Origin of the sequence: Rhodoblastus acidophilus, from assembly GCF_025961575.1 — a bacterium.
Taxonomy (GTDB): domain Bacteria; phylum Pseudomonadota; class Alphaproteobacteria; order Rhizobiales; family Beijerinckiaceae; genus Rhodoblastus; species Rhodoblastus acidophilus_C.
Genome location: NZ_JAOQNX010000009.1, coordinates 55,477 through 79,385, shown reverse-complemented (window position 1 = coordinate 79,385; position 23,909 = coordinate 55,477). Strand labels below are relative to the sequence as shown.

Below are 23,909 nucleotides of genomic sequence, written 5' to 3'. Positions count from 1 at the left end.
CGGCTCATTTTTGCGGAGGCTGGCTGTTCTGGTTGTTGCGCGGCTTATTGGCTTCATGGTGGCCCACGACGCAGCCGGCCGCCGCGCCGAGTTTGCCATGGCCGGCCAAGTGCCCGGCGACGCCGCCGACGATCGCGCCCTTGATGCAGCCCTTGGCTAGCGCTTGCAGCGGCGCCGCCGCCATCAGCGAGAGCGCCGCGAGCAGGATGAGATGTTTCATGAAAGCTTCTCCTCACGCCATCAAACGCGATGGCGCGCGGTTCGTTTCTCCGTGGTGTCCGGCGAAAGGAGACGCATCCGTGCCCTACAGCATCCGCCTGCATCGCGTGCTCACGACCACGCCTGATGGTTCTCGAGCCTTTCTCGAAGCCGACGCTCTGGCAAAATGGCTGCCGCCCTCGCGCGCCAATCTGGCGCTTCTGGTCGAGCCGAACATTGCCTCATGAACCGCCGGACGTGCGTATCAAACGCGTCTACGAGCCGCCGTCCGGAGAGGACGGGCTGCGGGTGCTGGTGGATCGGCTGTGGCCGCGCGGCGTCAGCAGGAAGGCGGCGGCGATCGATTTGTGGATGAAGGAGGCGGCGCCGAGCGACGCGCTGCGCCGCTGGTTCGCCCACGATCCCAAGCGCTGGGAGGCGTTTCGCCGCCGCTATGAAGCGGAGCTTTTGGAGCGCGCGGAGCCGCTCGCCGAACTGCAGGCGCGAGCGCGCGCCGGCCGCGTTACGCTGGTCTACGCGGCGCGCGATAAGGCGCACAACCAGGCGGTGATCTTACGCGACCTGCTGGTTCGACCGGCGTCGGATTGAGGAAATGGAGCGGGTGAAGGGAATCGAACCCTCGTATTCAGCTTGGAAGGCTGCTGCTCTACCATTGAGCTACACCCGCGCGCGTCTCCTTATGCCAAGCAATTTTGGGCGGGTCAATCGCCCAAAAAGCCTCCGCTCTGGCGCCGCCACAGCTGCGCATAAAGCCCGTCGCGCGCCAGAAGCTCCGCATGCGAGCCGTCTTCGACAATTCGGCCCTTGTCCAGCACCACCAAGCGGTCGAGATGGGCGATGGTCGAGAGGCGGTGGGCGATGGCCAGCGTCGTGCGGCCGCGCATCAGCTCGCGCATCTCCTGCTGGATCGCGGCCTCGACCTCGCTGTCCAGCGCGCTGGTCGCCTCGTCGAGCACCAGGATCGGCGCATCCTCCAGGATCACCCGCGCAATGGCGATGCGCTGGCGCTGCCCGCCCGACAGTTTTACGCCGCGCTCGCCGACCTGGGCGTCAAAACCGCGGGCGCCGTCCTGGTCGTAAAGGGATTCGATGAATGCTTCGGCATGGGCGCGGCGCGCCGCCTCGCGCAGCTCCTCCGGCTCGGCGTCGGGGCGGCCATAGCCGATGTTTTCGGCGATGGTGCGGTGCAGGAGATTGCTGTCCTGGGTCACCACGGCGATGTGGCGGCGCAGGCTGCGCTGGGTGACGGTCGAAATGTCCTGGCCGTCGATCAGGATTTTTCCGGATTTGAGGTCGTAGAAACGCAGCAGCAGATTGACCAGCGTGCTCTTGCCCGCGCCGCTGCGGCCGATCAGCCCGACCTTCTGGCCCGCGGGTATTTTCAGGTTGAGCCCTTTCACGACGGTCTCGCCGCCATAATCGAAGGAGATGTCGTGGAAGGCGATGGCTCCGCCGCCGGGCTGCACCGCCAGCGCCTTGGCCTGGGGGCGGTCCACCACCGACCAGGGTTTGGTGATCGTCTCCATACATTCCTCGACCCGCGCCAGCGCTTCGAACACCGCGGTCGATTCGTGGCGGATCCAGCCCGACATGTTGACGAGTTGCCAGACCATGGGGATCACCATGATCGCCACGCCCGAGGAAATGCGGCCCTCCTGCCAATAGGTGAGCGCCAGCGCCGGCGCCGAGATCATCAGCGCCACATTCATCAGCGTGTGCGTCGCGCCCATGCGCCAGATGCGGTCGAGCGCGCGGCCGAAACTGGCGCCGTGCAATTCCAGCTCGGCGAGCGTCGCCGCGCTTTCCTCGCGCTCGCGGGCGAACAGCTTGACCAAGCCGATATTGGCGTAGACGTCGTTGACGTGGCCGACCAGTTTGGTGTGGTCGCGGTTGTGGGCGAGTTGCAGTTTGCGCGCGCCCGGCAGGAAATAGAACAGCGAGCCGACATAGGCGATCAGCCACAGGATCACCGGCGTCGCCAGCCAGATTTCGAAATGCATCATCGTGCCGACCACGGCCACGGAGAAGAAGCCGCAATACCACATGGCGCTCATCACGCTGCGCAGCGGGTCGCGCAGCGCCGCGCCGCCTTCGATCACCTTGTTGGCGATGCGGCCGGCGAAATCATGGGCGAAATAGGCCATGGAATGGCCGAGCGTGTAGCGCGCCAATTGGTGGCGGATCAGATTGTTGAAGCGCGGCGTGTAGATGTGGTCGTAGATGTGCCACAGCGCGATCATGGCGGCGCCCCAGGCCAGCAGGATCGGAATTGCCGTGCGCCACAGCCAGGGATGGGACAGCACGTCGCGCGTTTCGCTGGCGGCGTTGATGTCGTTGACGAGCCAGCCGATCATCACCGGAATGGTCGCCTGTCCCGCGGCGACGCCGGCCTCCAGGATCAGCAGCACCAGCAGCAGCCCCTTGATCTGGCGGACAAAATACCAGACGAACGGCCAGAGTTCTGAGGGCGGCGGCCCTTTTGGCGCGCCTTCGAGATTGATGTGGAACAGCATGGGTTTCGCAGGTGAGGGGAGGGCGGCTATCCTTTTACGGAAGCCGCGCGCGGGAAGCGAACGATTTGTGGCGCGCCGTGATCATGGCAGGATGCGGTTGGGGACAGGAACGAATTGCGCCCAAATCTTCGCCCAACCTGAGGTGTCCCGGAGGCAATTCGATCCAGTCCCCGGCCGCGATCATTGGGGGCGCAAATGGACACTCTCGATCAACTCATGCCGGCGCTGGCGGTTCTCGCCATCATCCTCTACCTGCTGCCGCGCTTCCTCGGCGGGCGGGTCGGGGCGGCGTTGCCGCGCATCGCGGCCGCCCTTCTCCTGGTCGGCTTGCTGATCGCGCTCGTCCAGACCTTCTTCTGGTTCTCGAAATAGCCCCGGAACGACCGTTCCCTGGTCGCGTTTGCACCGGAGGGAGCGGAGTTATGCGAGTGGGAACCTGCATTGTCGGGTCAGCGCTGCTGGCGGCCTGCGCGCAGGCCGCGCCGGCGCCGGCGGGAAACCGGCCGCTCCTCGAAAGCGCCAACGTCCACAACGTGCAACTGCCGCATGCCAGATGCGCCTGCCATTACACCGGTTTGTGGCGCCGTCCATTGTTCTGGCAACTGCGCCACCAGTGGCGCGGCGGAGCCCCGGATCGCGCGTGGTAGCGCGCCCCAGCGCGCGTCCGGCCAATTCGGGCGCTCCGAATAATCTTTTCGGCGCCCAAGTAGAATTCCATAAAAAAACAGAAAACGCGCGTTGCGAAAGGTCTTGCGCATCCGTTTGGAACATGAACGGCTTCTTGGCGTTCGAGGCGCAGCGACTTAGCGCGCAGGAGTTGAACGATGAACCTCAAACTCTCCCTGATCGCGGCACTGGCGTTGACTGCGGCCGGCTCGGCCGAAGCCGCGTCCGCCTTTGTTGCGCCGCCCACGGCGACGGTTCAGCAAGCCCAATATTATGTTTACGACAACTGGCAGCATTCCCCCCGCCGCTTCGGGCCCTGGTATCATCAACCGCCGGTATGGCGTTATCAGCGCCGATTCCGCAGCCACGATCCGGAATTCCACAACGGACCATAGCTGATGCGCCAAAGGCTTCGTATCGTCGTCAGCTTGGCGACGCTCGCCGCGCAGTCGGCCCAGGCCGCCCCGCTTGGGGCGTCCCCAATTTTTGACGTGGCGATGGACCAGCCCGCCGAGCGTTACATCTACGACAACTGGCGCCATCCCCGTCATCGCTGGCCGCCCGGCTACCATGAGCCGCCGATCTGGCGTCAACGTCAGTTCCGCAGCGACGATCCCGTGTTCCGCGGACGTTAAGCTGCTCGGATGGAGCGCAAGAAGGCGTCGACCTCCGCGCGCAGCAGACCGGCCTGGCTCGCCAGGTCCCCGGCGGAGGCGAGGATCTGATCGGAGGCGCTGGAGGATTGCCGCGCCGCCTGGAGGACGCCGCCGATATTGTCGGTCACCTGCCGCGCGCCCGCCGACGCCTCCTGGACATTGGCGGAGATTTCGCGGGTCGCCTCGCCCTGCTGGCTGACCGAGGCGGCGATGGATTGGGCGATCGCCGCCGCCTTTTCGGTGGCGCGGACCACGCCGATGATGTTTTCCGAGGCGCGATGGCTGACGGCCTGGATGTCGGTGATCTGCGCGCCGATCTCGGCGGTGGAGCGCGCGGTCTGTTCGGCGAGACTCTTGACCTCCTGGGCCACGACCGCAAAGCCGCGCCCGGCCTCGCCGGCGCGCGCCGCCTCGATGGTGGCGTTCAGCGCCAGCATGTTGGTCTGCGCCGCAATGTCGGAAATCAGGCTGACGATGCCGCCGATTCTTTCGGCGGCGGCGGCGAGTTCGCGCATGCGCGCGTCGGTGCGCTCGGCCTGATCCGCCGATTCCTCGGCGATCTGCTGCGACTGCTTCACCTGCTCGTCGATTTCGCGCACCGAATAGGACAATTGCTCGGTGGCCGAGGCGACCGAGCCGATGTTCCCCGAGGAGGCCTCGGAGGCCTTGGCGACGGCGGCGGCCTGGGTCGCGGCTTCGGCCGCCGAATCGCTCATGATGCGGGCCGTGGACTGGAATTCCTCGGCCGCGCGCGACACGCCGCTGACAATGCCGCTGACGGAGGCCTCGAATTTTTCCGCGAGCTGCGCGGCGAGCGCCCGGCGCTGCGCCTCCTGGCTGGCGCGGGCGGCGGCGGCCTCCGTCTCCAGCTCCTGGCTGCGCAACAGGTTGGCCTTGAACACATGCAGGGCCTGGGCGAGGGCGCCGATCTCGTCGCCGCGGTCGTCGCCGCCGATGTCGACGCTGGAATCGCCCTTGGCGAGTTTTTGCAGGGCGTCGATGGCGCGCCGCAGCGGCGTTAGCAGGCCGAACAGCAGGGCGCCGCCGACGGCGACCGCCAGGCCCAGGGTGAAGATCATGGCGCCCGCCACGATCTTGCGGCTGAAGCTGGCGATCTCCTCCTCGGCCGCGTCTTCGCGGGCCGCGGCGGCGAGATTATAGTCGAGGTCCTTGGCGACGATCTTGATCAGCTTGTCGCGGGCGGCGGCGTCGCCATTGTTGAAGGCGTTCATCGCGCCGGTCATGTTGCCGGAGCGGGCGATGTCCTGGGTGTCGAGGGCCGACTGGCGGAACAGCGACCAGGCCGAGACGAAATCGGCCATCAGCTTGTCCTCCTCGCTCCCGGATTCGACCAGCTTGCGGTAATTGGCCAGGGCGTCGTCGACCTTGGCGGCCGCCTTGGCCATGTCGTCCTCGACCTGCTCGGCGCCGAAATTGGCGGCGATCGCCAGCAGGCCCGCGGCTTCGGCGTTGCGATAGGCGTTGACCGAGGCGCGCAGCAGCGACGCTTTATAGACCGAGGGGAGCCGGTTCTTGCTGATGATGGCGGCGGTGTCCTCCATCTGCGCCATCTGCGCCAGCGACAGCGCGCCGAGCGCGGCGACGACGACCAGCAGCCCGGAGAACGCCGCGATGATCTTTACGCGCGCGCTGATGTTCCGCCAAACCGACTTGATCACGTCCGCCTCCCCATTCCATTCCATGGCGATTTGGCGGAAGGCTAGGAAGGGAAGGTTGTGCTGGGCTTGCGCGTTGAATTTTGGGGGGATTGACAGCGCATCCGGCGCAAGAGCGCAGCCGGATGCGCGGGCCGGTTCAGCCGATGATGTGCTTCTCGATCTCCCAGACCGGCATTTTGGTGAAATCCTTGTCGATCTCGGCGATGATTCGCGCCTTCACGTCGTCGTGCAAGACTTTGCGCAGCTCCGCCAGAGTGCGGGCGGGGGCGGCGATCACCAGCGCCGGGGCGTCGCGCTCGCGCACCAGCTGTTCCAGCGCCCCCGCGGCGTGCTGGGCGAATTTATGCTCCTCGATGTCGTGCCAGTCGGTGGGTTCGACCGCGCTGCGGGCGGTGCCCGAGCTCACGCGGCCCGGACGGTCGCTGCCCTGCTCGCGGGTGGCCGGATTCGGCGCGTCGGCCAGAACCCGCTCGGTGACGAAATTGGCGTAGACCTCGTCCCCTTCATTGCGCAGAAAAAGGGCTTTGCGGCCATCGCCGATGAAGACGAAGGCGTCATGGGGAACTGCAAGCTTGGTCACGGCTATCGACTCCTGTTCGGAAGACTCGTTCGCCGCGGCGAAAGGGGCTTCCATCCACGAGTGAACGCCTGGCGTCACCGAAACGCCATGATGCGCGTCAAGATTTCGCCACTTTCAGGCTCGGCGCCGGCGGCTTCGGCGCCGCCGCGCGGGTGGCGAGGAAAATCCCGATTAGCGCCACCAGATAGACCGCCACCTGCATCCCCGAGGGCTGGTCGACATAGCCGAACAGCACGTGGAGCACGCGGCCGATCATGCTGTCGTCGGGAAGGAGGGCGGAGGTGTTCCAGAGCGTGCGCGACCAGGCCTCGACCAGCCCCGCCTGCTGGAGATAGACCACGCTTTGCGAGGCCATGCCGGCAGCCAAAAAGGTGATCAGCGCAGTGGTGACGCCGAACAGGGTTTTGGCCGGAATCTTGACCAGGCCGTAGAACATCAGGGCGGACAGGGCCGCGCCCAGCGCCACGCCCGCCGCGCCGCCCGCCAGCATGGCGCCGACCGTCTCCTTGCCGGAGGCGGCGACGCCATAGAGGAACAGGACGACTTCCGAGCCCTCGCGCAGCACGGCGACGGCGACGACAATGGCGAGCGCGGTCAAATCCTTGCCGCCCTCGGCGACCTCCTGTCCGACGCCGCGCAGCTCCGCCGCCATTTCGCGGCCGTGGCTCGCCATCCAGATGTTGTGCCAGGCGAGCATGCAGGACGCGAGAATCAGCACGCCGGCGTTGAACAGCTCCTGGCCCATGCCTTCGAGCGCGCCGGCGATCTCCTTGGCGAAAATGGCGAGCAGGCAGGCGCCGAGCACGCCCGCGGCGACGCCGCCGGCGACGAAAAAGCCGCGGCGCGGCACGCCCCTTGTAACCGCCAGCACGATGCCGACGATCAGGCCGGCCTCGATGACCTCGCGAAAGACGATGATGAGCGCGCCGAGCATTTTGTTCAGTCCTATTCGACGATGAGGGCGCCCTTGGCGACGTCTTCGTTGAACTCGTCGACGAAGGCGTAACGGCCGGGCTTCATGGGTCGGACGTGCAAGCTCTGTTCCGCGCCGGCGGCGATGACCTTTTCGAGCTTCAGTCCCTTGCTTTCGAATTCCATTGCGGCTTTGCCGGCATTGCGCACCGTGAGGGTGAACGCCCTGTTGGCGGGAGCGCGTAATTCGGCGGGCGCGAATTTGCCGTCTTCGAGGGTCAGACGCAAGACGGTCTCCTCGGCGGCGTTCAGCGCCGCGCCGGACAGGGCGGCGAAGCCCAGCGTGAACGCGGTGAGAAGGATTTTTCGCACGTTCGGCTCCTGGGGTCCGGGTGAGCGCGGCGACGGGGGCGACACGCCGCCGCGCTGTGGGGCAAACGGCGACGCGGAGGAGAGAGATCGCGTCGACGCGTCAGACTTGTCGCAGCCGGAAAGCCGCCCGGCAATTGAATGTGCGTAGTTTAGAATGGTTCAAAAACGATCTGCATGGCGCAGGCGCTCGATCAGCCAGCGTCCGGCGGGGCCGGGGGGCGAGGCGGCGCGATAGACCACGCTCATCGGCGGGCTTCGCGCCGCCGGCGCGTCGGCGATCTCCAGGATTTTCAGCCGGCCTTCCTCAAGCTCGCGGGCGATGGCGTGGCGGGGCATCGAGCCCCAGCCCAGGCCGCTGAGCAGGAACGCCTGTTTGGCGTAGAGGTCGGCGAGCCGCCAGGTGGTGGGCGAGAGCACGCCATATTCGCGCTCGGGCGCGGCGCTGTCACGTTCGGTGAGCACCAGCTGGACCTCGGCGGCGAGATGTTCGCGGGTGATCGGCCCCTCGATCCGGGCGAGCGGATGGGTGGGCGCCGCCACCATGACGATTTCGACGCCATAGAGCGGCTCGCTGGCGCAATCGCCGGGAATGGGGGTGGGGCCGACCACGGCGAAACTGGCGCGGCCGTCGAGCACCGGTCTGAGCGCGCCGCCGAGAACCTCGACATAGAGCCGCAGCGGCGTCGCGGGAAAGGCGTCGCGGAAGTCGGCGGCGGCCTCCGCCATGGCCTGAACGGGAAAGTAGACGTCCATGACGGCGCAGAGCTCGGCCTCCACCCCCTTTTTCATGCCGGTGGCGCGAAAATGCAGCTTGTCGGCGGCGGCGGCGATGGCGCGGGCGTCGGCGAGCAGCAGCTTGCCTTCGCCGGTGAGCGTCGGCGAGCGCGTGGTGCGGTCGAACAGGGCGACGCCGGTTTCCTCCTCCAGCCGCCGGATCAGGTCGCTGACGGCGGATTGGGCGCGGCCGAGCTTGCGCGCGGCGGCGGAAAACGAGCCGTGTTCGGCGGCGGCGACAAAAACTCTGATCTGGTCGAGGGAGAAGCGGTCGCGCATTCTATCTGAGATTCCGATGGAATTTATCGCAAAGTAACGGCTGGACGGAGGGGCCGCAAGCCGGCATTTTGCTTTCATAGCCAAGGCGGAGTTCACCGCCGCAATTTTGGAGAGGTCCATGAAAGCCCTTGTTTTCGCCGCCGCTGTGCTCGCCGCCGCGCCCGCTCTCGCCGACGGCGCCAAATCCGTGAAAGCGGGTGAGTACACGATCGATTCCGCCCACAGCCAGGTGCTGTTCTCGGTCTCGCATTTCGGTCTGTCGAATTTTTCCGGCGGCTTTTCCGGCGTCGAAGGCAAGCTGAAGCTCGACCCGGCCAAGCAGCTCAACAGCCAGCTCGAAGTGTCCGTCGCGACCGGGACGGTGGCGACGCCGGTGGACAAGCTCACCGGCGAGCTGCGCGATCCCGAATGGCTCGACGCCGCCCAATTCCCCAAGGCGACCTTCGTCTCCAAAAAGGTGACGCAGACCGGCGCTGAGACCGCCGACATCGCCGGCGAGCTGACCCTGCATGGCGTCACCAAGCCGGTCACCCTGCACGCCCATTTTGTCGGCGCCGGTCTGAACCCGATGAAGAAGGTTTATACGGTCGGCTTCGACGCGACGGGGGTGATCAAGCGCACCGAATTCGGCGTCTCCAAATATGCGCCGATGATCGGCGACGAGGTGACGCTCACCATCCACGCCGCCTTCGAGGCCGCGAACTGAGATGAATCGCTATTCGCGCGGCGCGGTCGTCCTGCACTGGCTGAGCGCCTTGTTCGTTCTCGCGGCGATCGGCGTCGGCCTTTACATGAAGAACGCGCCGCTGCCGCCGAAAACCATGTTCGCGCTGTTCCAGCTCCACAAGAGTCTGGGGGTGACGGCGCTGGGGCTGGTGGCTTTGCGGCTGGTCTGGCGGGCGACGCATCGCCCGCCGGCCCTGCCTGACGGGCTGGCGGCCTGGGAGCGCGCGGCGGCGCATGGCGTCCATGTGCTGCTCTACGTCTTGCTGATCGCCGTGCCGGTCAGCGGTTGGATCGTGGTTTCGGCCTCGCCGCTGAACATTCCGACCGTGCTTTATGGCGCGATTCCCTGGCCGCATTTGCCCTGGTTTTCGACGCTTGCGGACAAGAAGGCCTGGGAGCCGCTGCTCAAGGCGATCCATGACACCGGCGCCTTCGTGTTCATCGCGATCATCCTCGGCCATGTTGGGGCCGCCGTGCGCCATGCGGTGAAGGGCGATGTTCCGCTGGCGCGGATGGGCTTTTCGTTTCGGAGGAAAGACGGTTGAAAATTGATGTCATGCAGGGCGCCGCTTTACGAACCCCTCATCCGGCGCTTCGCGCCACCTTCTCCCGCAAGGGGAGAAGGATGGGGCTGGTCTTGATGGCGCTTGCGCTGTCCGGGGCGGCGCAGGCTTCGGAATGGAAAATTTTGCCGGGGAGCGCCCTGACCTTTACCGGGACGCAGATGGGCGACAAGTTCACCGGCGCCTTCTCCCGGTTCGACGCCAAGATCAGCCTCGACCCCGATCATCCCGAAGCGGCGAAGATCGCCGTCTCCGTCGATCTCGCCAGCGCCGCCACCGGCGACCGGCAGCGCGACGGGGCCTTGCCGGACAAGGATTGGTTCGATGTGGCGAAAACGCCCACCGCCAGCTTTGTCGCCACCGAGGTTTCCCGCACGGAAAAAGGGTTTGTGGCCCGTGGCGATCTCACCCTGCGTGGCGTGACGAAAAAGATCGTCCTGCCCTTCACCCTCGACATCAACGGCAAAACCGCGCGCGCGAAAGGGCATGCCGATCTGCTGCGCAACGAGTTTGGCGTGGGGCAGGGCGATTACAGCAGCGATTCCTGGGTCGCGTTTCAGGTCGGCGTCGACGTCGATCTGGTGGCGGAACGGGCGGAGTGATCCGCCCCCGCCTCAGGACAGTTCGCCGATGTGCTTTTGCGCGTAGAGCTGCACGCCGATCTGCTTGATCAGTTCGAGCTGCGTCTCCAGGAAGTCGATGTGCTCTTCCTCGTCATGGGTGAGCTCTTCGAACAGGTTTTGGGTGACGCGGTCGTTGACCGACAGGCAATAGGCCGCGGCCTCCAGATAGAGGGCGCGCGCGTCGGTTTCGGCCGCGAGATCGGCGCGCAAAATTTCTTCGATATTCTCGCCGATGCGCAGGGCGTCCAGCTCCTGCATGTTGGGAAAACCGTCGAGGAACAGGATGCGCGCCGTCACCTTGTCGGCATGTTCCATCTCCTCGATGGATTCCTTGCGCCATTTCTTTGCGAGGTCGCGATAACCCCAATTGTCGAGAATGCGGTAGTGCAACCAGTACTGATTGATCGCGGTCAGTTCGCTGCGGAGGGCCCTGTTCAGATATTCGATGACTCTGGCGTCGCCGCGCATGCTGACCTCCTGCAATCATTGTGCGAAGCCAGTGTATCGGTTGCGAGATTCGCGGCAAGCGGGAATTTTCGGCGCCGTTAGGTGCGAAAGCGTCGCTTTGCTCAGGCGCAAGCCTCCATGCCGGGCTCGCGCGCCGCATGTTCTTCGCCGCAGCAGCGGGAGTCCAGGGCCGCGCGGATGTTGCGCACGCATTTGCCGCATTTCGGGGAGCGGCCGAGCCCGCGGAACACATCGGCGGGGCGCTCGGCCGGCGCCCCGCAGGGTTTGGACGCGCCATGCACGTCGCGATCGGAGATGACATTGCAGGAACAGATGATCAATTCCGAACCCTCGCCGTTTCTTCGTTAACGCCAGAACAATGCCAGCGGCCGTGCTTGTCGCAAACGAAAATGGCGTTGTTTGGAAAAATTCTAAAAAGCCTCTTTCGCGACGCCGCCTGACGCGGGTTTTTGTGGGCAGGACAGGAAGACCCGAGACTGCCGGCCGACGCGTGGACCGCCCCCGTCCTTCGAGACAGCCGCTTTGCGGCTTCCTCAGGATGAGGGCTACTGCATTGATACGGAAAGATAAAAATCTTCCGTCCCGGGGCGGCGCCCGGAGGGTTCGCCTCCGGGCTTGAAATTATTGGAAGATCGCCAGCGCCTTTTGCAGCGTCTGCCAGACGCCCCAGGCCAGAGGAACGCCGACCAGGCTCCAGGCCAGCGCGGCCTTGATCCCGAATCCGCCGCCGCCGATGCCATAAGTCCCCAGGGGTCCCGAGGGAATCGCCTGCGCCGCCGCCAGTTTTTCCGACTCGGTTTCGGGCATGAGATATTTGGGGTTCACCGGCCGCACCAAAGCGTTGCAGATCAGGCCGACCACGAGGAAGCCGGCAAGAATGTAGAGCGTCGCGTCATAGAGACGGTCCGCCGGCACGCCCGCCGCCTTGTTGAACTCGCGGATGTAGTTGACGACCACGGGCCCGACAATGCCGGCGGTCGACCAGGCCGTGAGCAGGCGGCCATGGATCGCGCCGACGTAGGCCGTGCCGAAAATGTCGGCGAGATAGGCCGGGACGGTGGCGAAACCGCCGCCATACATTGAGAGAATCACGCCGATCGCCAGCACGAACAGGGCTTTGTTGCCGGTGTGCGCGAGCGTCGGCGCTGCGGCGTACAGGGCGATGCCGAGGCCGAAGAAGATGAAATAGGTCGCCTTGCGTCCCAGATGGTCGGACGAAGACGCCCAAACAAAACGTCCGGCGATGTTGAACAGCGAGAGCAGGCCGGTGAAGCCGGCGGCGATCACCGCGATTTTCGTCTTGTCCGCGGCGTCGAGGGCGGCGAAGCCCAGTTCCGGCTTGCCGATCAGGCCGCCGCCGAAAATTTCCTGGAGCATGGGCGAGGCCATGCCGATCACGCCAATGCCCGCGGACACGTTCAGGCAGAGCACGAGCCAGATCAGCCAGAATTGCGGCGTCTTGTGCGCGTCGCGCAGATGGACGTTGCCGGTGGAAATCAGCTTGTTGCGGCGGACCGGCGGGGTCCAGCCTTCCGGGCGCCAGCCATGCGGCGGCACGCGATAGCCCAGCGCGCCGCCGAGCATGTAGAGGAAGTAGATTCCCCCGAGCACGCAAAACGTCTGCCAGACGCCGACGCCATCAGCCGATTTGAAATGGTTCATCAGCATGGCGGCCAAGGGCGAGCCGATCATGGCGCCGCCGCCAAAGCCCATGATCGCCATGCCCGTCGCCATGCCGCGCCGGTCGGGGAACCATTTGATCAGGGTGGAGACCGGCGAAATGTAGCCGAGGCCGAGGCCGATGCCGCCGATGATTCCGGGACCAAGCCAGAGCAGCCAGAGCTGGTGCCAATAGACGCCGAGCGCGCCGAGCAGCAGGCCGCCGGCCCAACAAAACGCCGCGACCAGGCCCGCCTTGCGCGGTCCCGCGCGCTCCAGCCAGCCGCCCCAGATGGCGGCGGAGGAGCCGAGCAGCACGAAGAACAATGTGTACATCCAGCCGAGATCGGCCACTTTCCAGTCGCAGGTCGTGGTGAACAGGGCGGTGAGCAGGCCGGTGTCCGCGGGGCAGGCGACGGATTTGGTGACGCCGATGGATTGCGACAGCGGCAGCCAGAACACGGAAAAACCGTAGGCCATGCCGATGCAGAGATGGATGGCCAGCGCGGCCGGCGGGACCAGCCAGCGGTTGAACCCAGGCTTGGCCACGGTGGCCTCGCGGTCAAGCCAGTGCGGCGCCGGCGGGGCGCCAGCGTGTGTCGTCGCAGTCATTGCTTCCTCCCAGATGCGGCCGGATTGTTTTTGGGTCCGGTCCGTATTTCGATTTTTTACGAAGGCCTCGGCCTTCTCCCTCGCCCCGTTTACGGGGAGAGGGTTAGAGGGGCGGGGTCGTTGGCTTCGATGTCGTCAAGCAAGCTTTCCTGACGACATCGAGGATCGCGCCCAAGCCCCTCACCCTAACCCTCTCCCCGCAACGAAGTCGGCTGTTGCCGACTTCGTCGCTTAGAGTGGCGCAAATCGGGAACACCCGATTTGCGCGCGGGGACAGGGGATCAAAACGCCTCCGCCTTTCTGCGCTTCACCAGGGCGCGGGCGGCGTCGAGCGGGGGCGGGTCGAGCGTGCGGCCGGTGGCGGCGCACAAAAATTCCTCGCGCATTTTCGGCGTCCAGAATTTGTTGATGTGGCCGGCGATCGCCTCGGGCGCCATGCCGCCATAAGCCTTGTAGTAATCGGCGATCTGGACGGCCATGCGCAGGATTTTGGTTTCGCTGTCGTGAATTTCACTCATGAAACATTCCTGTGTTCCTGCGCATTGGTCTCGGCGATTTCGCCTGCGAAGACCGCGAAACTGTCGGCGCGGGCGATGGCCGCGAGCGTCAATCCCAGCGCCTGCGCGCGGGCGATGGCGAGGCCGGTCGGCGCCGAGATCGCGGCGAGCAGCGGAGCGCCGAAAAAGGCGGTCTTCTCCACCATTTCGAAGGAGGCGCGGCTGGTGACGACGACAAATCCGTCGCGCGGATCGAGGCGCGCGCGCAGCGCCGCGCCGATGCATTTGTCCAGCGCATTGTGGCGGCCGACATCCTCGCGCGCCGCCAGAATCGAACCGTCGCGGGCGCAAAAGGCGGCGGCGTGAACGGCGCGGGTCGCGGCGTTGAGCGGCTGATTTGCGGAGAGATGGCGCAGCGCCATGAAGATCGACTGCGCCTCGACCGGCGCGACCTTTTCCACGGGCCGCGCTTGCGGCAGCATGTCGGCGCTTTCGACGCCGCACAGGCCGCAGGAGCTGCGCCCCTCAATGGCGCGGCGCCGCGCCAGATGCCCGCGCATTTTTTCGGGCGCGAGGCGGATGTCGACGGCGAGGCCCTGGCCTTGCCGGGTCACGTCGAGCGCGCGCAGCTCGTCGGCCCGGTCGATCAAGCCTTCGCTGAGGCAGAAGCCGTAAGCGAAATCCTCGGTGTCGCCGGGACTCGCCATCATCACGGCATAGGGCACGCCGCCGAACAAGAAGCTGACCGGCGTCTCCTCGGCGATCGCGCGCTCGCCGGTGTGGGTGAAGCCGTTGGCTTCGAACACTTTTGTCGGCATGTTGTGCGCGAGGGCGAAATCACTCTGCGGCATCGACCACCTCCAGGCGGCGCAGCGAAAAATCCTCGTCGGCGTTGCGCTGCTGCCATTCGGAAAGGGAGTTGGTGCGCCGCACCTCCACCGCCGTCACCTTGTATTCCGGGCAATTGGTCGCCCAGTCGCTGTTGTCGGTGGTGACGACATTGGCGCCCGAACCCGGATGATGGAAGGTGGTGTAGACCACGCCGGGCTGCATGCGTTCGCTGATTTTTGCGCGCAGAGCCACGTCGCCGGCGCGCGAGGCGACGGAGACGAGTTCGCCATCCAGAATGCCGCGCTGTTCCGCGTCGAACGGGTGGATTTCCAGCACGTCCTCGGCGTGCCAGGCGCTGTTTTCGGTGCGCCGCGTCTGCGCGCCGACATTATATTGCGACAAGATGCGTCCGGTGGTGAGGATCAGCGGGAAACGCGGCCCGCTGCGCTCGCTGGTCGGCACATATTCGGTGAGCATGAATTTGCCGGCGCCGTTCACAAAACGCTCGACATGCATCATCGGCGTGCCATTTGGCATGGCCTCGTTGCACGGCCATTGCACCGAGCCCAGCTCTTCCAGCTTGGCGTAGCTCACGCCGGCGAAAGTGGGGGTGAGCGCGGCGATTTCGTCCATGATTTCGGAAGGGTGCGCGTAGCTCATGGGATAGCCGAGCGCGGTCGAAAGGTCGCAGATCGCCGCCCACTCGTCCTTGCCCGACAGAGGCGTCATCACTTTTCGCACGCGGTTGATGCGGCGCTCGGCGTTGGTGAAGGTGCCGTCCTTTTCGAGAAAACTCGCGCCGGGCAGGAAGACATGGGCGAATTTCGCGGTCTCGTTGAGGAACAGGTCCTGGACCACAACGCATTCCATGTTTTTCAGAGCGGCCGAGACATGGTTGGTGTTCGGGTCGGATTGCGCGATGTCCTCGCCGTGGACAAACAGGCCTTTGAAGGCGCCGTCCAGCGCTTCGTCGAACATATTGGGAATGCGCAGGCCCGGCTCGTCGTCGAGCTTGATTTGCCAATGCTGTTCGAATGTCGCGCGCACAGACTCGTTACCGACATGGCGGTAGCCGGGGAATTCGTGCGGGAACGAGCCCATGTCGCAGGAGCCCTGCACATTGTTCTGGCCGCGCAGCGGATTCACGCCGGCGCCGACATGGCCGATATTGCCGGTGGCCATGGCGAGATTCGCCAGCGCCATCACCGTGGTCGAGCCCTGGCTGTGCTCGGTGACGCCGAGGCCATAATAGATCGCCGCATTCTTCACGCTGGCGTAGAGCCGCGCCGCCGCACGGATTTCTGACGCGGGAACGCCGGTGAATTGTTCGGTATATTCAGGCGAATTTTGCTCGAGCGCGATGAAGCGCGCCCAGGATTCAAAGGCGTCGCGGTCGCAGCGGGCGGCGATGTAATCCTCCTTGAGCAGGCCCTCGGTGACGATCACATGCGCCAGCGCATTGACCACCGCGACATTGGTTCCGGGCATGAGCGCCAGATGATGCGTGGCTTGCACATGCGGCGTGCGCACGAGATCGATGGCGCGGGGATCGATGACGATCAGCTTGGCGCCCTGGCGCAGGCGCTTCTTCATCCGCGAGCCGAACACCGGATGGGCGTCGGTCGGATTGGCGCCGATCAGCAGCATCACATCGGCTTCGTCGACCGATTTGAAGTCTTGCGTGCCGGCGGAGGTGCCGAGCGTTACCGACAGGCCGTAGCCGGTGGGCGAGTGGCAGACGCGGGCGCAGGTGTCGATGTTGTTGTTGCGCAGCGCCGCGCGCACCAGCTTTTGCAGGACGTAAACTTCCTCGTTGGTGCAGCGTGACGACGAAATGGCGCCGACGGATTCGCGGCCGTATTTCGCTTGCAGGCGCTTGAACTCGGACGCGGTGTGGGCGATGGCCTCTTCCCACGAAACTTCGCGCCAGGGGTCGGTGATCTTTGCGCGGATCATCGGCTTGGTCTTGCGATCCTTGTGGGTCGCGTAGCCATAGGCGAAGCGGCCTTTGACGCAGCTATGGCCCTCGTTGGCGTGGCCCTGCTTGTACGGGACCATGCGAATGAGCTTTTCGCCGCGCATTTCCGCCTTGAACGAGCAGCCGACGCCGCAATAGGCGCAGGTGGTGACTTTCGAGTGCTCCGGCTGGCCCTCGGCGATCACGCTCTTTTCGATCAGCGTCGCGGTCGGGCAGGCCTGCACGCAGGCGCCGCAGGAGACGCATTCGCTGGAGAGGAAATCGGTGGGGCCGGAAGCGATGCGGCTGTCAAAACCGCGTCCGCTGGCGGTGAGCGCGAATGTGCCTTGCACCTCCTCGCAGGCGCGGACGCAGCGATAGCAGACGATGCATTTGGCGGGATCGTAGGTGAAATAAGGGTTGGACGCGTCCTTCACGTCTTTCAAATGGTTGGCGCCGTCGCCGTAGCGCACTTCGCGCAAGCCGACTTCGCCCGCGACGTCCTGCAATTCGCAATCGCCATTGGCGGCGCAGGTCAGGCAATCCAGCGGATGGTCGGAGATATAAAGCTCCATCACGCCGCGCCGCAGCTTCGCCAGGCGTTCGGTCTGGGTGTGGACCACCATGCCGTTTTCCGCCGGCGTGGTGCAGGAGGCCGGCGTTCCGCGCCGCCCCTCGATCTCCACCATGCACATGCGGCAGGAGCCGAAACTTTCGAGCGAGTCGGTGGCGCAGAGTTTGGGAATGCTGACGCCGCGTAGGGTCGAGGCGGCCATCACCGAAGTTCCCTTGGGCACGGTGACCTGCTCGCCGTCGATGGTGAGGGTGACGGTTTCGGCATGGGTCCGGATCGGCGTGCCGGTGTCCAGTTCCTTGATCAACATGGAACGCTCCTATTCGGCGGCGTTTTTGTGCGCGGCGGGGGCGAAATCTTCCGGGAAACGATTGAGCGCGGAGAGCACGGGATTCGGGATCAGTCCGCCATGGGCGCAGAGCGATCCCGCCGTCATCACGTCGCAGAGGTCGCGCAGTAGCGCGATATTTTGCGCGACGCGCTCGCCCTCGATGATCTTTTGCACGACCTCGCCGCCGCGGGTCGCGCCGATGCGGCAGGGCGTGCATTTGCCGCAGCTTTCCTCGGCGCCGAAACGCATGGCGAATTTCGCCATTTTCGCCATGTCGACGCTGTCGTCGAAGACGACAATGCCGCCATGGCCGAGCATGGCGCCGTTGGCGGCGAGCACCTCATAGTCCATTTCGAGATCGAGCTGGCTTTCGGTGATATAGGCGCCGAGCGGGCCGCCGATCTGGATGGCGCGGATCGGGCGTCCCGAGGCCGTGCCGCCGCCGAAACCTTCGACGATCTCCCTCAATGTGATGCCGAAGGCGAGTTCGATCAACCCTCCGCGCTTGATGTTGCCGGCAAGTTGAACCGGCAAGGTGCCGCGCGACCGGCCGCTGCCGAAATCGGCATAGGCCTGGCCGCCCTCGGCGAGGATGAAGGGGACGGCGGCGAAGGACAGCACGTTGTTGACCAGGGTCGGACGGCCGAACAGGCCGTGCAGCGCCGGGATCGGCGGTTTTGCGCGGACCAGCGCGCGCTTGCCTTCCAGGCTTTCGATCAGCGCGGTTTCCTCGCCGCAGATATAGGCGCCGGCGCCGATGCGCTGTTCCAGATGGAAATGCTTTCCAGGGCCAAAGGCATTGTCGCCGATCCAGCCCGCCTGTTCCGCCAGTTCGATGGCGCGCGCCATGACTTTTGCCGCATGCGGATATTCGGAGCGCAGATAGATAAAACCTTTGTCGGCGCCGACGGCATAGGCGCCGATCGCCATGCCTTCGATCAGCATGAATGGGTCGCCCTCGAAAATCATGCGGTCGGCGAATGTGCCGCTATCCCCTTCGTCGGCGTTGCAGATCACATATTTGCGGTCGGCCTGGGCGTCGTGAACTGTTTTCCATTTGACGCCGGTGGGAAAGCCGGCGCCGCCGCGCCCGCGCAGGCCGGAGGCGTGGACTTCCGCCACCACTTCCGCGGGCGACATTTGCAGGGCTTTGCGCAGGCCCTTGAAACCATCCTTCTGCAGGTAATCGTCGAGTGACAGCGGATCGACGATGCCGATGCGGGCGAAGGACAGGCGCTGCTGGCGCAGCATCCACACCATGTCGGCGACATGGCCGAGTTTGAGCGGATGTTCGCCGCCGGCGAAGGCGTTCGACTCGAAGAGGGACGGGACGTCCTCGGGGCGCACGGGCCCGAAGCCGATGCGGCCTTTCAGCGTCTCGATCTCGATCAGCGGCTCCAGCCAGAACATGCCGTGCGAGCCGACCCGCTTGATGTCGAGGGCGATGCCCCGGGCCTGCGCCTCATGGCGCAAGGCGGTCGCCACCCGATCCGCGCCGAGCGACAGCGCGGCGGCGTCGGCGGGAATATAGACAGTGAGGGTCGTCATGACGCAGCTCCTTCGCGCCGCGCGCGGGCGTGCAGGGCGGCCAGCGACTCGTCGGTGAGCGCGCCAAAAATCTCGCCGTCGTAGAGGGCGTTGGGGCCGAGCGCGCAATTGCCGAGGCAATAGACGGTCTCGACCTCGACGCCCTCGTGATAGCCGCCGTCGATCTTGCAGCCGGTGTTCTGTTCGAAGCGGTCCGCGAGCGCGTCGGCGCCGCGCGCCTGGCAGGCTTCGGCGAGGCAGAGTTTTATGGTGCGCCCCAGCGGCTTCTGCTTCTTGAAATCCTTGTAGAAGCTGAGGGTTCCAAACACTTCCGCGCGGGAAATGTTGAGCGCGCCGGCGATGATCGCCACCGCGCGCGGATCGACATAGCCGAAGGTTTCCTGCAGATCGTGCAGGATCGGCAGCAGCGGTCCTTCGAGGTCAGATTTTGCGTGAATCAGCGCTCTCGCGCGCGGTTCGTCCCACGCCGGCAGTTTTTCCATCCCTGTTTCCTGCATTTTTTATGGTTTTGCAGATTGAACCGGAGTGTGACCGCAAAGGTTCGTTTTGCGCAAATGAATTTTTTGGAAGAGGTGATAGATGGAGGCTATCAAAAATGGTTAGTCCAGCAAACTGAAACGCGTACGCTCGAAAACCCTGCGGTCCAGGCCCGGCAGCCAATCGAAGGGGCCGGGCTCCAGCAGGTCGGAATCGGGGGGAAGCTTGAATTCCGCCTTCCACAGTGGTCGCGTCAGGGGAAAGGTGTGTCCATCGGGGTTACGCAACCGGATCATGATGCAATAGACGAATTGTGCGTTGGCTTGCGCCTTGTTCTGGTCGGTTAAGGTCAAGGTGGCGACGGGGCGTTTTTGTCCTTCGTCTCCATTGATCGTGACCTGCGGCGGCTTGATTTGCTTGTGAATTTCTATTCCGGCGCCCAGGTTGAAATTTCGGATTTCGATTTCACCCGCCCTGACCGTGAAGGGCGCGATATCCAGTTGGACCACCGACATGTCGCCGACGCATCTCTCATTGTCGAACCGGTTCGTCCAAGGTTTCGCGGTGTCGGCCGCTTGCGTGTATTGCTCAAGGGGATAGGGCTCATAATTCGTGGAGCCCGGCTGAAACACCACCAGCGAGACCGCATCGATCACCAGATTCCGATTTCCGGCATTGGCGAAATTGACGTGGGATAAGTATTTTGTTGAAATCCGAAGATCGTCCTTTCGCAGTGAGATGTACTCGCCAAGTCCATCTTGGGAGACGACCAGCGCCTCCGTGCGCTTGATCGAGGTGATGTAGAAATTGTACATCGAGATCACGAATGACGTGACGGCGATGAATGTCGTCAAGTTAAGGGCTGTCTTTGGTTTCTTTTCGGTGGCGTCGCTGTGGGCCGCGTTGTCGAAATGAGCCTGTTCGTTCATCGGGAGGGCTCTCGATAGGAAATAAATTTGGGGAAATTGCTGGAAAAGTTTGCCTTGAGGTGCCCTTAAGTCAAGCGGCGGCGCGCCGCGGCGACGATCACCTTTTCGTTGGCTCTGCCGTCATTCCGCAGGGTTTTCGGCGGCGCGCGGACCCCGCCGACTCCAAGCCGCCCGCTTGCGCTCCATCCACACGCTAAAACGGTCGAGATAGAGATAAATCACTGGCGTCGTGTAGAGCGTCAGGATTTGCGACACCAGCAGGCCGCCGACGATCGACACGCCCAGCGGCCGGCGCACCTCGCCGCCCTCGCCAAAACCGATCGCCAGCGGCACCGCGCCGAGCACGGCGGCAAAGGTCGTCATCATGATCGGGCGGAAGCGCATCAGGCAGGCTTCATAGATCGCCTCAAATGGAGACATGCCGCGCTCGCGCCGCGCGTCTATGGCGAAATCCACCATCAGAATCGCGTTCTTCTTCACGATGCCGATCAAGAGCACCACGGCGATGGCCGAGATCACGGTGAATTCGATGCCGAACGCCATTTGCCCGATCAGCGCGCCCAGGCCCGCCGAGGGCAGGGTGGAGAGAATGGTGATCGGATGGATGGCGCTTTCGTACAAAATGCCGAGCACGATGTAGATCGACAGGATGGCGATCGCCAGCAGCAGCGGCATGTTGGAAAAGCTTTCCGCAAACATGGCGTTGGCGCCGTTGGTGACCTCGTGGACGCTGGCCGGCATGTGGATTTCCGCCGCCGCCGCGCGGATTTCCGCGGCCGCGTCGGATTCGCTGTCGCCGAGCGCGAGATTGTAGCTGATCGTGGTGGTGACGAAGCCGCCCTGGTGGTTGACCGACAGCGGCGTGTTGCCGCGCTCGAAATGGGCGATGGCCGAAAGCGGGATCATCGTCTCCTTGGCCGTGGAGACGGCGGCGCCGGCTGAAGCCGAGCTCTTGCCGCTCGCGGCCAGCGCATTGGTCGAGGCGTTGCGCGCGGAATCCAAGCTCGCCGAGCCCGCCGTCGTCGCGCTCGCGCCCGACTGGGTCACCGCGCCCGAGGGCAGGTTTGTGGTCGCCGAGCCCCTGGCCGCGCCGCCCGCCGTCGAAATGTAGATTTCGTCGAGCATTTGCGGGCGCTGGGTGTAGCGCGGGTCGATCTCCATGACGACGTGATACTGGTTGATCGCGGCGAAAATCACCGAGACCTGGCGTTGGCCGAACGCGTCATAGAGCGTGTTGTCGATCATCGCCGGCGTGATGCCGTAGCGCGCGGCGGCGTCGCGGTCGATCACCAGATCGGTTTGTAGCGCCTTGGTTTGCTGGTCGGAGGTCACGTCCTTGAGCCGGCCGCGTTTCTGCAATTGGTCGACGAGTTTTTGCGACCATTCCTGCAGGTCCGCCGTATTGTCGGCGCCGAGCGTGTACTGGAATTGCGCCGACGAGCTGCGGGGGCCGCGCGAAAGGTCCTGGGCGGGGAAGAAATAGAGCCGGCCGCCGGGCACGTGGTTGAGCTTGGGCCGCAGCCGCGCGATCACCTGATCGGCGGTGAGATGGCGCTCGCCCAGCGGTTTCAGGGCGGCGAAGACTGTGGCGGTGTTGACGGAGCCAAAGCCGCCGCCGCTGCCGGCGCCGGTGAAGCCGACCACTGTTTCGATGTCGGGGTCCGCCTTCACCACGCGGATCAGTTCTTCGAGCTTGGCGCTCATCGCGGCGAAGGAAATGCTCTGGTCGGCCTCGAGCCGGCCGATCAGGCGGCCGGTGTCCTGCTGCGGAAACAGGCCTTTGGGAATGTGCTTGTAGAGCTGGACATTGGCGACGACCACCAGGACCAGGCTGAGCAGGATCAATTTCGGGTGGCGCAGCGCCACCAGCAGGGTGCGGCCGTAAAAAGCCTGGGTCGCGGCGAAGGCGTTCTGCAGGCGGGCGACCCAGGCGCCCTCGCTCTCGACGCGGCGGCGGCGCAGCAGCAGCGCGCACAGCATTGGCGTGGTGGTGAGCGAAATCACCAGCGAGATCATGATCGCCACCGTGAGCGTCATGGCGAATTCGCGGAAGAACGCGCCGATGATGCCGCCCATGAACAGGATCGGCGCGAACACCGCGATCAGCGACAGGGTGATCGACAGCACGGTGAAGCCGACCTCGCGCGCGCCGAGCAAGGCCGCCTGTTGCGGCGGCATGCCCCGCTCCAGATGGCGCTCGATGTTTTCGACCACGACAATGGCGTCGTCGACGACAAAGCCGGTGGCGATGGTCAGCGCCATCAGCGACAGCAGGTTGAGGCTGTAGCCGAGCAGATACATGGCGGCGAATGTGCCGACGATCGACACGGGCACGGCGATGCTCGGGATCAGCGTGGCCCGGCCATTGTGCAGGAACAGGAAGACGACCAGGGTCACCAGCGCGATCGAGATCACCAGCGAGATTTCCGTGTCCTTCAGCGAGGCGCGGATGGTGACGGAGCGGTCCATGGCCGTGTTCAATACGACATCGCCGCCGAGCGCCGCGGCGAGGCGCGGCAGTTCGGATTTGACCGCATCGACGGTGGCGATGATGTTGGCGCCGGGCTCGGCCGTGAGAATGGCGAGAATGGCGGGGACGCCGTCGGCGAAACCGGCGTTGCGCAGGTCCTCGACGGAATCCACGACCTCGGCGACATCGGAGAGCCGCACCGCATTGCCGTTGCGATAGGCTATCACCAGCGGCCGATAGTCCACGGCGTGCGAGGCCTGGTCGTTGGTGTAGATCTGGTAGGAGCGCGGCCCTTGCTCGATCACCCCTTTTGGCGCGTTGGCGTTGGCGGAGGCGAGCGCCGCGCGCACGTCCTCCAGGCCGATGCCATATTTGAACAGGGCTTGCGGGTTGAGTTCGACGCGCACGGCCGGCAGCGTCGAGCCGCCGATCAGCACCTGGCCGATGCCGGGGATTTGCGAAATGCGCTGCTGCAGAACGTTGGAGGCGAGATCGTAGAGCTGGCCTCTGGTGAGCGTTTTCGACTTCAGGCTGAGGATGAGGATCGGCGCGTCCGCCGGGTTGAATTTCCGGTAGGTCGGGTTGGAGCGCAGCGCCGTGGGCAGGTCGGCGCGGGCGGCGTTGATGGCGGCCTGCACGTCGCGCGAGGCGCCGTCGGGGTCGCGGCGGATGTTGAATTGCAGGGTGACGCGGGTCTGGCCGAGGCTCGATTGCGAGACGATGTCGGTGACGTCGGCGATCTGGCCGAGGTGGCGCTCGAGCGGCGCCGCGACGGTGTTGGCGACGGTTTCCGGGCTGGCGCCGGGCAGGCTGGCGTTGACGGTGATGGTGGGGATGTTGAACTGCGGCAGCGGGGCCACCGGCAGCAGGTAAAAGGCGATCGCGCCGGCGAGCGCAATGCCCAGCGTCAGCAGGATGGTCGCCACGGGGCGGCGGATGAAGGGGGCGGAGATGTTCATTTTTTTCCGGGCGCCCCATTCACAACACGCACGTC

The 23,909-nt window shown here is 64.9% G+C and carries 24 protein-coding genes, 1 tRNA gene and 1 pseudogene; 8 read left to right on the top strand and 18 right to left on the bottom strand.

Annotated features, from left to right (window positions below; all coding sequences use genetic code 11):
• Nucleotides 1-4: 4 nt before the first annotated feature.
• Nucleotides 5-220, bottom strand: a complete 216-nt coding sequence (locus tag M2320_RS08305; protein ID WP_264596871.1) for a hypothetical protein — start codon at nt 218-220, stop codon at nt 5-7.
• A 79-nt stretch (nt 221-299) separates the two neighbouring features.
• Between M2320_RS08305 and M2320_RS08300 the strand changes: the two are divergent.
• Both M2320_RS08300 and M2320_RS08295 read left to right on the top strand, forming a co-directional pair.
• Nucleotides 300-401: pseudogene (locus M2320_RS08300) on the top strand (toxin); the annotation flags it as partial.
• Nucleotides 402-456: 55 nt separating this feature from the next.
• Nucleotides 457-807: a DUF488 domain-containing protein gene (locus M2320_RS08295; protein WP_264596870.1), complete on the top strand. Its 351-nt coding sequence runs from the start codon at nt 457-459 to the stop codon at nt 805-807.
• Between the two features lie 5 nt (nt 808-812).
• Here M2320_RS08295 and M2320_RS08290 read toward each other — a convergent pair.
• Together M2320_RS08290 and M2320_RS08285 are read right to left on the bottom strand one after the other, a co-directional pair.
• Nucleotides 813-886: transfer RNA gene (locus M2320_RS08290), tRNA-Gly, on the bottom strand.
• 34 nt (nt 887-920) lie between these two features.
• Nucleotides 921-2,732, bottom strand: coding sequence for an ABC transporter ATP-binding protein (locus M2320_RS08285; RefSeq protein ID WP_264596869.1), 1,812 nt, complete (start codon nt 2,730-2,732; stop codon nt 921-923).
• A 195-nt stretch (nt 2,733-2,927) separates the two neighbouring features.
• Between M2320_RS08285 and M2320_RS08280 the strand changes: the two genes are divergently transcribed.
• From M2320_RS08280 to M2320_RS08270, 3 genes are all read left to right on the top strand, one after another.
• On the top strand, nt 2,928-3,104 hold the full coding sequence (locus tag M2320_RS08280; protein WP_264596868.1) for a hypothetical protein: 177 nt from the start codon (nt 2,928-2,930) through the stop codon (nt 3,102-3,104).
• Nucleotides 3,105-3,556: 452 nt separating this feature from the next.
• Nucleotides 3,557-3,793 (top strand): hypothetical protein, encoded by a 237-nt coding sequence (locus tag M2320_RS08275; RefSeq protein WP_264596867.1) that lies wholly within the window; start codon nt 3,557-3,559, stop codon nt 3,791-3,793.
• Nucleotides 3,794-3,796: 3 nt separating this feature from the next.
• On the top strand, nt 3,797-4,033 hold the full coding sequence (locus M2320_RS08270; protein ID WP_264596866.1) for a hypothetical protein: 237 nt from the start codon (nt 3,797-3,799) through the stop codon (nt 4,031-4,033).
• Here M2320_RS08270 and M2320_RS08265 read toward each other — a convergent pair.
• The 5 genes from M2320_RS08265 to M2320_RS08245 form a co-directional block, all read right to left on the bottom strand.
• On the bottom strand, nt 4,030-5,733 hold the full coding sequence (locus M2320_RS08265) for a methyl-accepting chemotaxis protein (protein WP_264596865.1): 1,704 nt from the start codon (nt 5,731-5,733) through the stop codon (nt 4,030-4,032). The genes M2320_RS08270 and M2320_RS08265 overlap by 4 nt on opposite strands.
• A gap of 136 nt (nt 5,734-5,869) precedes the next feature.
• The gene (locus M2320_RS08260; RefSeq protein WP_264596864.1) at nt 5,870-6,313 is read right to left on the bottom strand and encodes a host attachment protein; all 444 of its coding nucleotides are present in this window, start codon (nt 6,311-6,313) and stop codon (nt 5,870-5,872) included.
• A gap of 97 nt (nt 6,314-6,410) precedes the next feature.
• The gene (locus tag M2320_RS08255; RefSeq protein WP_264596863.1) at nt 6,411-7,247 is read right to left on the bottom strand and encodes an FTR1 family iron permease; all 837 of its coding nucleotides are present in this window, start codon (nt 7,245-7,247) and stop codon (nt 6,411-6,413) included.
• An 11-nt stretch (nt 7,248-7,258) separates the two neighbouring features.
• A complete protein-coding gene (locus tag M2320_RS08250; protein ID WP_184425096.1) occupies nt 7,259-7,597 on the bottom strand; it encodes a cupredoxin domain-containing protein in 339 nt (112 codons plus the stop codon).
• A gap of 159 nt (nt 7,598-7,756) precedes the next feature.
• Complete coding sequence (locus M2320_RS08245) at nt 7,757-8,650, bottom strand: LysR family transcriptional regulator (RefSeq protein ID WP_264596862.1); 894 nt, start codon at nt 8,648-8,650, stop codon at nt 7,757-7,759.
• Between the two features lie 118 nt (nt 8,651-8,768).
• Here M2320_RS08245 and M2320_RS08240 point away from each other — a divergent pair, with 118 nt between their 5' ends.
• The 3 genes from M2320_RS08240 (at nt 8,769) to M2320_RS08230 (ending at nt 10,541) form a co-directional block, all read left to right on the top strand.
• Nucleotides 8,769-9,356: a YceI family protein gene (locus tag M2320_RS08240; protein WP_210304215.1), complete on the top strand. Its 588-nt coding sequence runs from the start codon at nt 8,769-8,771 to the stop codon at nt 9,354-9,356.
• A gap of 1 nt (nt 9,357) precedes the next feature.
• The gene (locus M2320_RS08235) at nt 9,358-9,921 is read left to right on the top strand and encodes a cytochrome b (protein ID WP_264596861.1); all 564 of its coding nucleotides are present in this window, start codon (nt 9,358-9,360) and stop codon (nt 9,919-9,921) included.
• Between the two features lie 80 nt (nt 9,922-10,001).
• Nucleotides 10,002-10,541, top strand: a complete 540-nt coding sequence (locus M2320_RS08230; RefSeq protein WP_264596860.1) for a YceI family protein — start codon at nt 10,002-10,004, stop codon at nt 10,539-10,541.
• Between the two features lie 12 nt (nt 10,542-10,553).
• On the opposite strand, the gene bfr is transcribed toward M2320_RS08230, so the two are convergent.
• From bfr to M2320_RS08180, 10 genes are all read right to left on the bottom strand, one after another.
• On the bottom strand, nt 10,554-11,030 hold the full coding sequence (gene bfr, locus M2320_RS08225) for a bacterioferritin (protein WP_184425106.1): 477 nt from the start codon (nt 11,028-11,030) through the stop codon (nt 10,554-10,556).
• Nucleotides 11,031-11,131: 101 nt separating this feature from the next.
• On the bottom strand, nt 11,132-11,350 hold the full coding sequence (locus tag M2320_RS08220; protein ID WP_264596859.1) for a (2Fe-2S)-binding protein: 219 nt from the start codon (nt 11,348-11,350) through the stop codon (nt 11,132-11,134).
• Between the two features lie 301 nt (nt 11,351-11,651).
• A complete protein-coding gene (locus tag M2320_RS08215; RefSeq protein WP_264596858.1) occupies nt 11,652-13,301 on the bottom strand; it encodes an OFA family MFS transporter in 1,650 nt (549 codons plus the stop codon).
• Between the two features lie 281 nt (nt 13,302-13,582).
• Nucleotides 13,583-13,819: a formate dehydrogenase subunit delta gene (locus M2320_RS08210; protein WP_264596857.1), complete on the bottom strand. Its 237-nt coding sequence runs from the start codon at nt 13,817-13,819 to the stop codon at nt 13,583-13,585.
• Entirely contained in the window at nt 13,816-14,649 is an 834-nt protein-coding gene (fdhD, locus tag M2320_RS08205; RefSeq protein ID WP_264596856.1) for a formate dehydrogenase accessory sulfurtransferase FdhD, read from the bottom strand. Before fdhD ends, M2320_RS08210 begins: the two co-directional genes overlap by 4 nt.
• Entirely contained in the window at nt 14,636-17,470 is a 2,835-nt protein-coding gene (fdhF, locus tag M2320_RS08200) for a formate dehydrogenase subunit alpha (RefSeq protein ID WP_264596855.1), read from the bottom strand. Before fdhF ends, fdhD begins: the two co-directional genes overlap by 14 nt.
• Nucleotides 17,471-17,479: 9 nt before the next feature.
• Nucleotides 17,480-19,039: a formate dehydrogenase beta subunit gene (locus tag M2320_RS08195; RefSeq protein WP_264596854.1), complete on the bottom strand. Its 1,560-nt coding sequence runs from the start codon at nt 19,037-19,039 to the stop codon at nt 17,480-17,482.
• Entirely contained in the window at nt 19,036-19,521 is a 486-nt protein-coding gene (locus M2320_RS08190; protein ID WP_264596853.1) for an NAD(P)H-dependent oxidoreductase subunit E, read from the bottom strand. Before M2320_RS08190 ends, M2320_RS08195 begins: the two co-directional genes overlap by 4 nt.
• Nucleotides 19,522-19,638: 117 nt before the next feature.
• Complete coding sequence (locus M2320_RS08185; RefSeq protein WP_264596852.1) at nt 19,639-20,445, bottom strand: hypothetical protein; 807 nt, start codon at nt 20,443-20,445, stop codon at nt 19,639-19,641.
• Between the two features lie 120 nt (nt 20,446-20,565).
• A complete protein-coding gene (locus tag M2320_RS08180; protein WP_264596851.1) occupies nt 20,566-23,874 on the bottom strand; it encodes an efflux RND transporter permease subunit in 3,309 nt (1,102 codons plus the stop codon).
• Nucleotides 23,875-23,909: the final 35 nt, after the last annotated feature.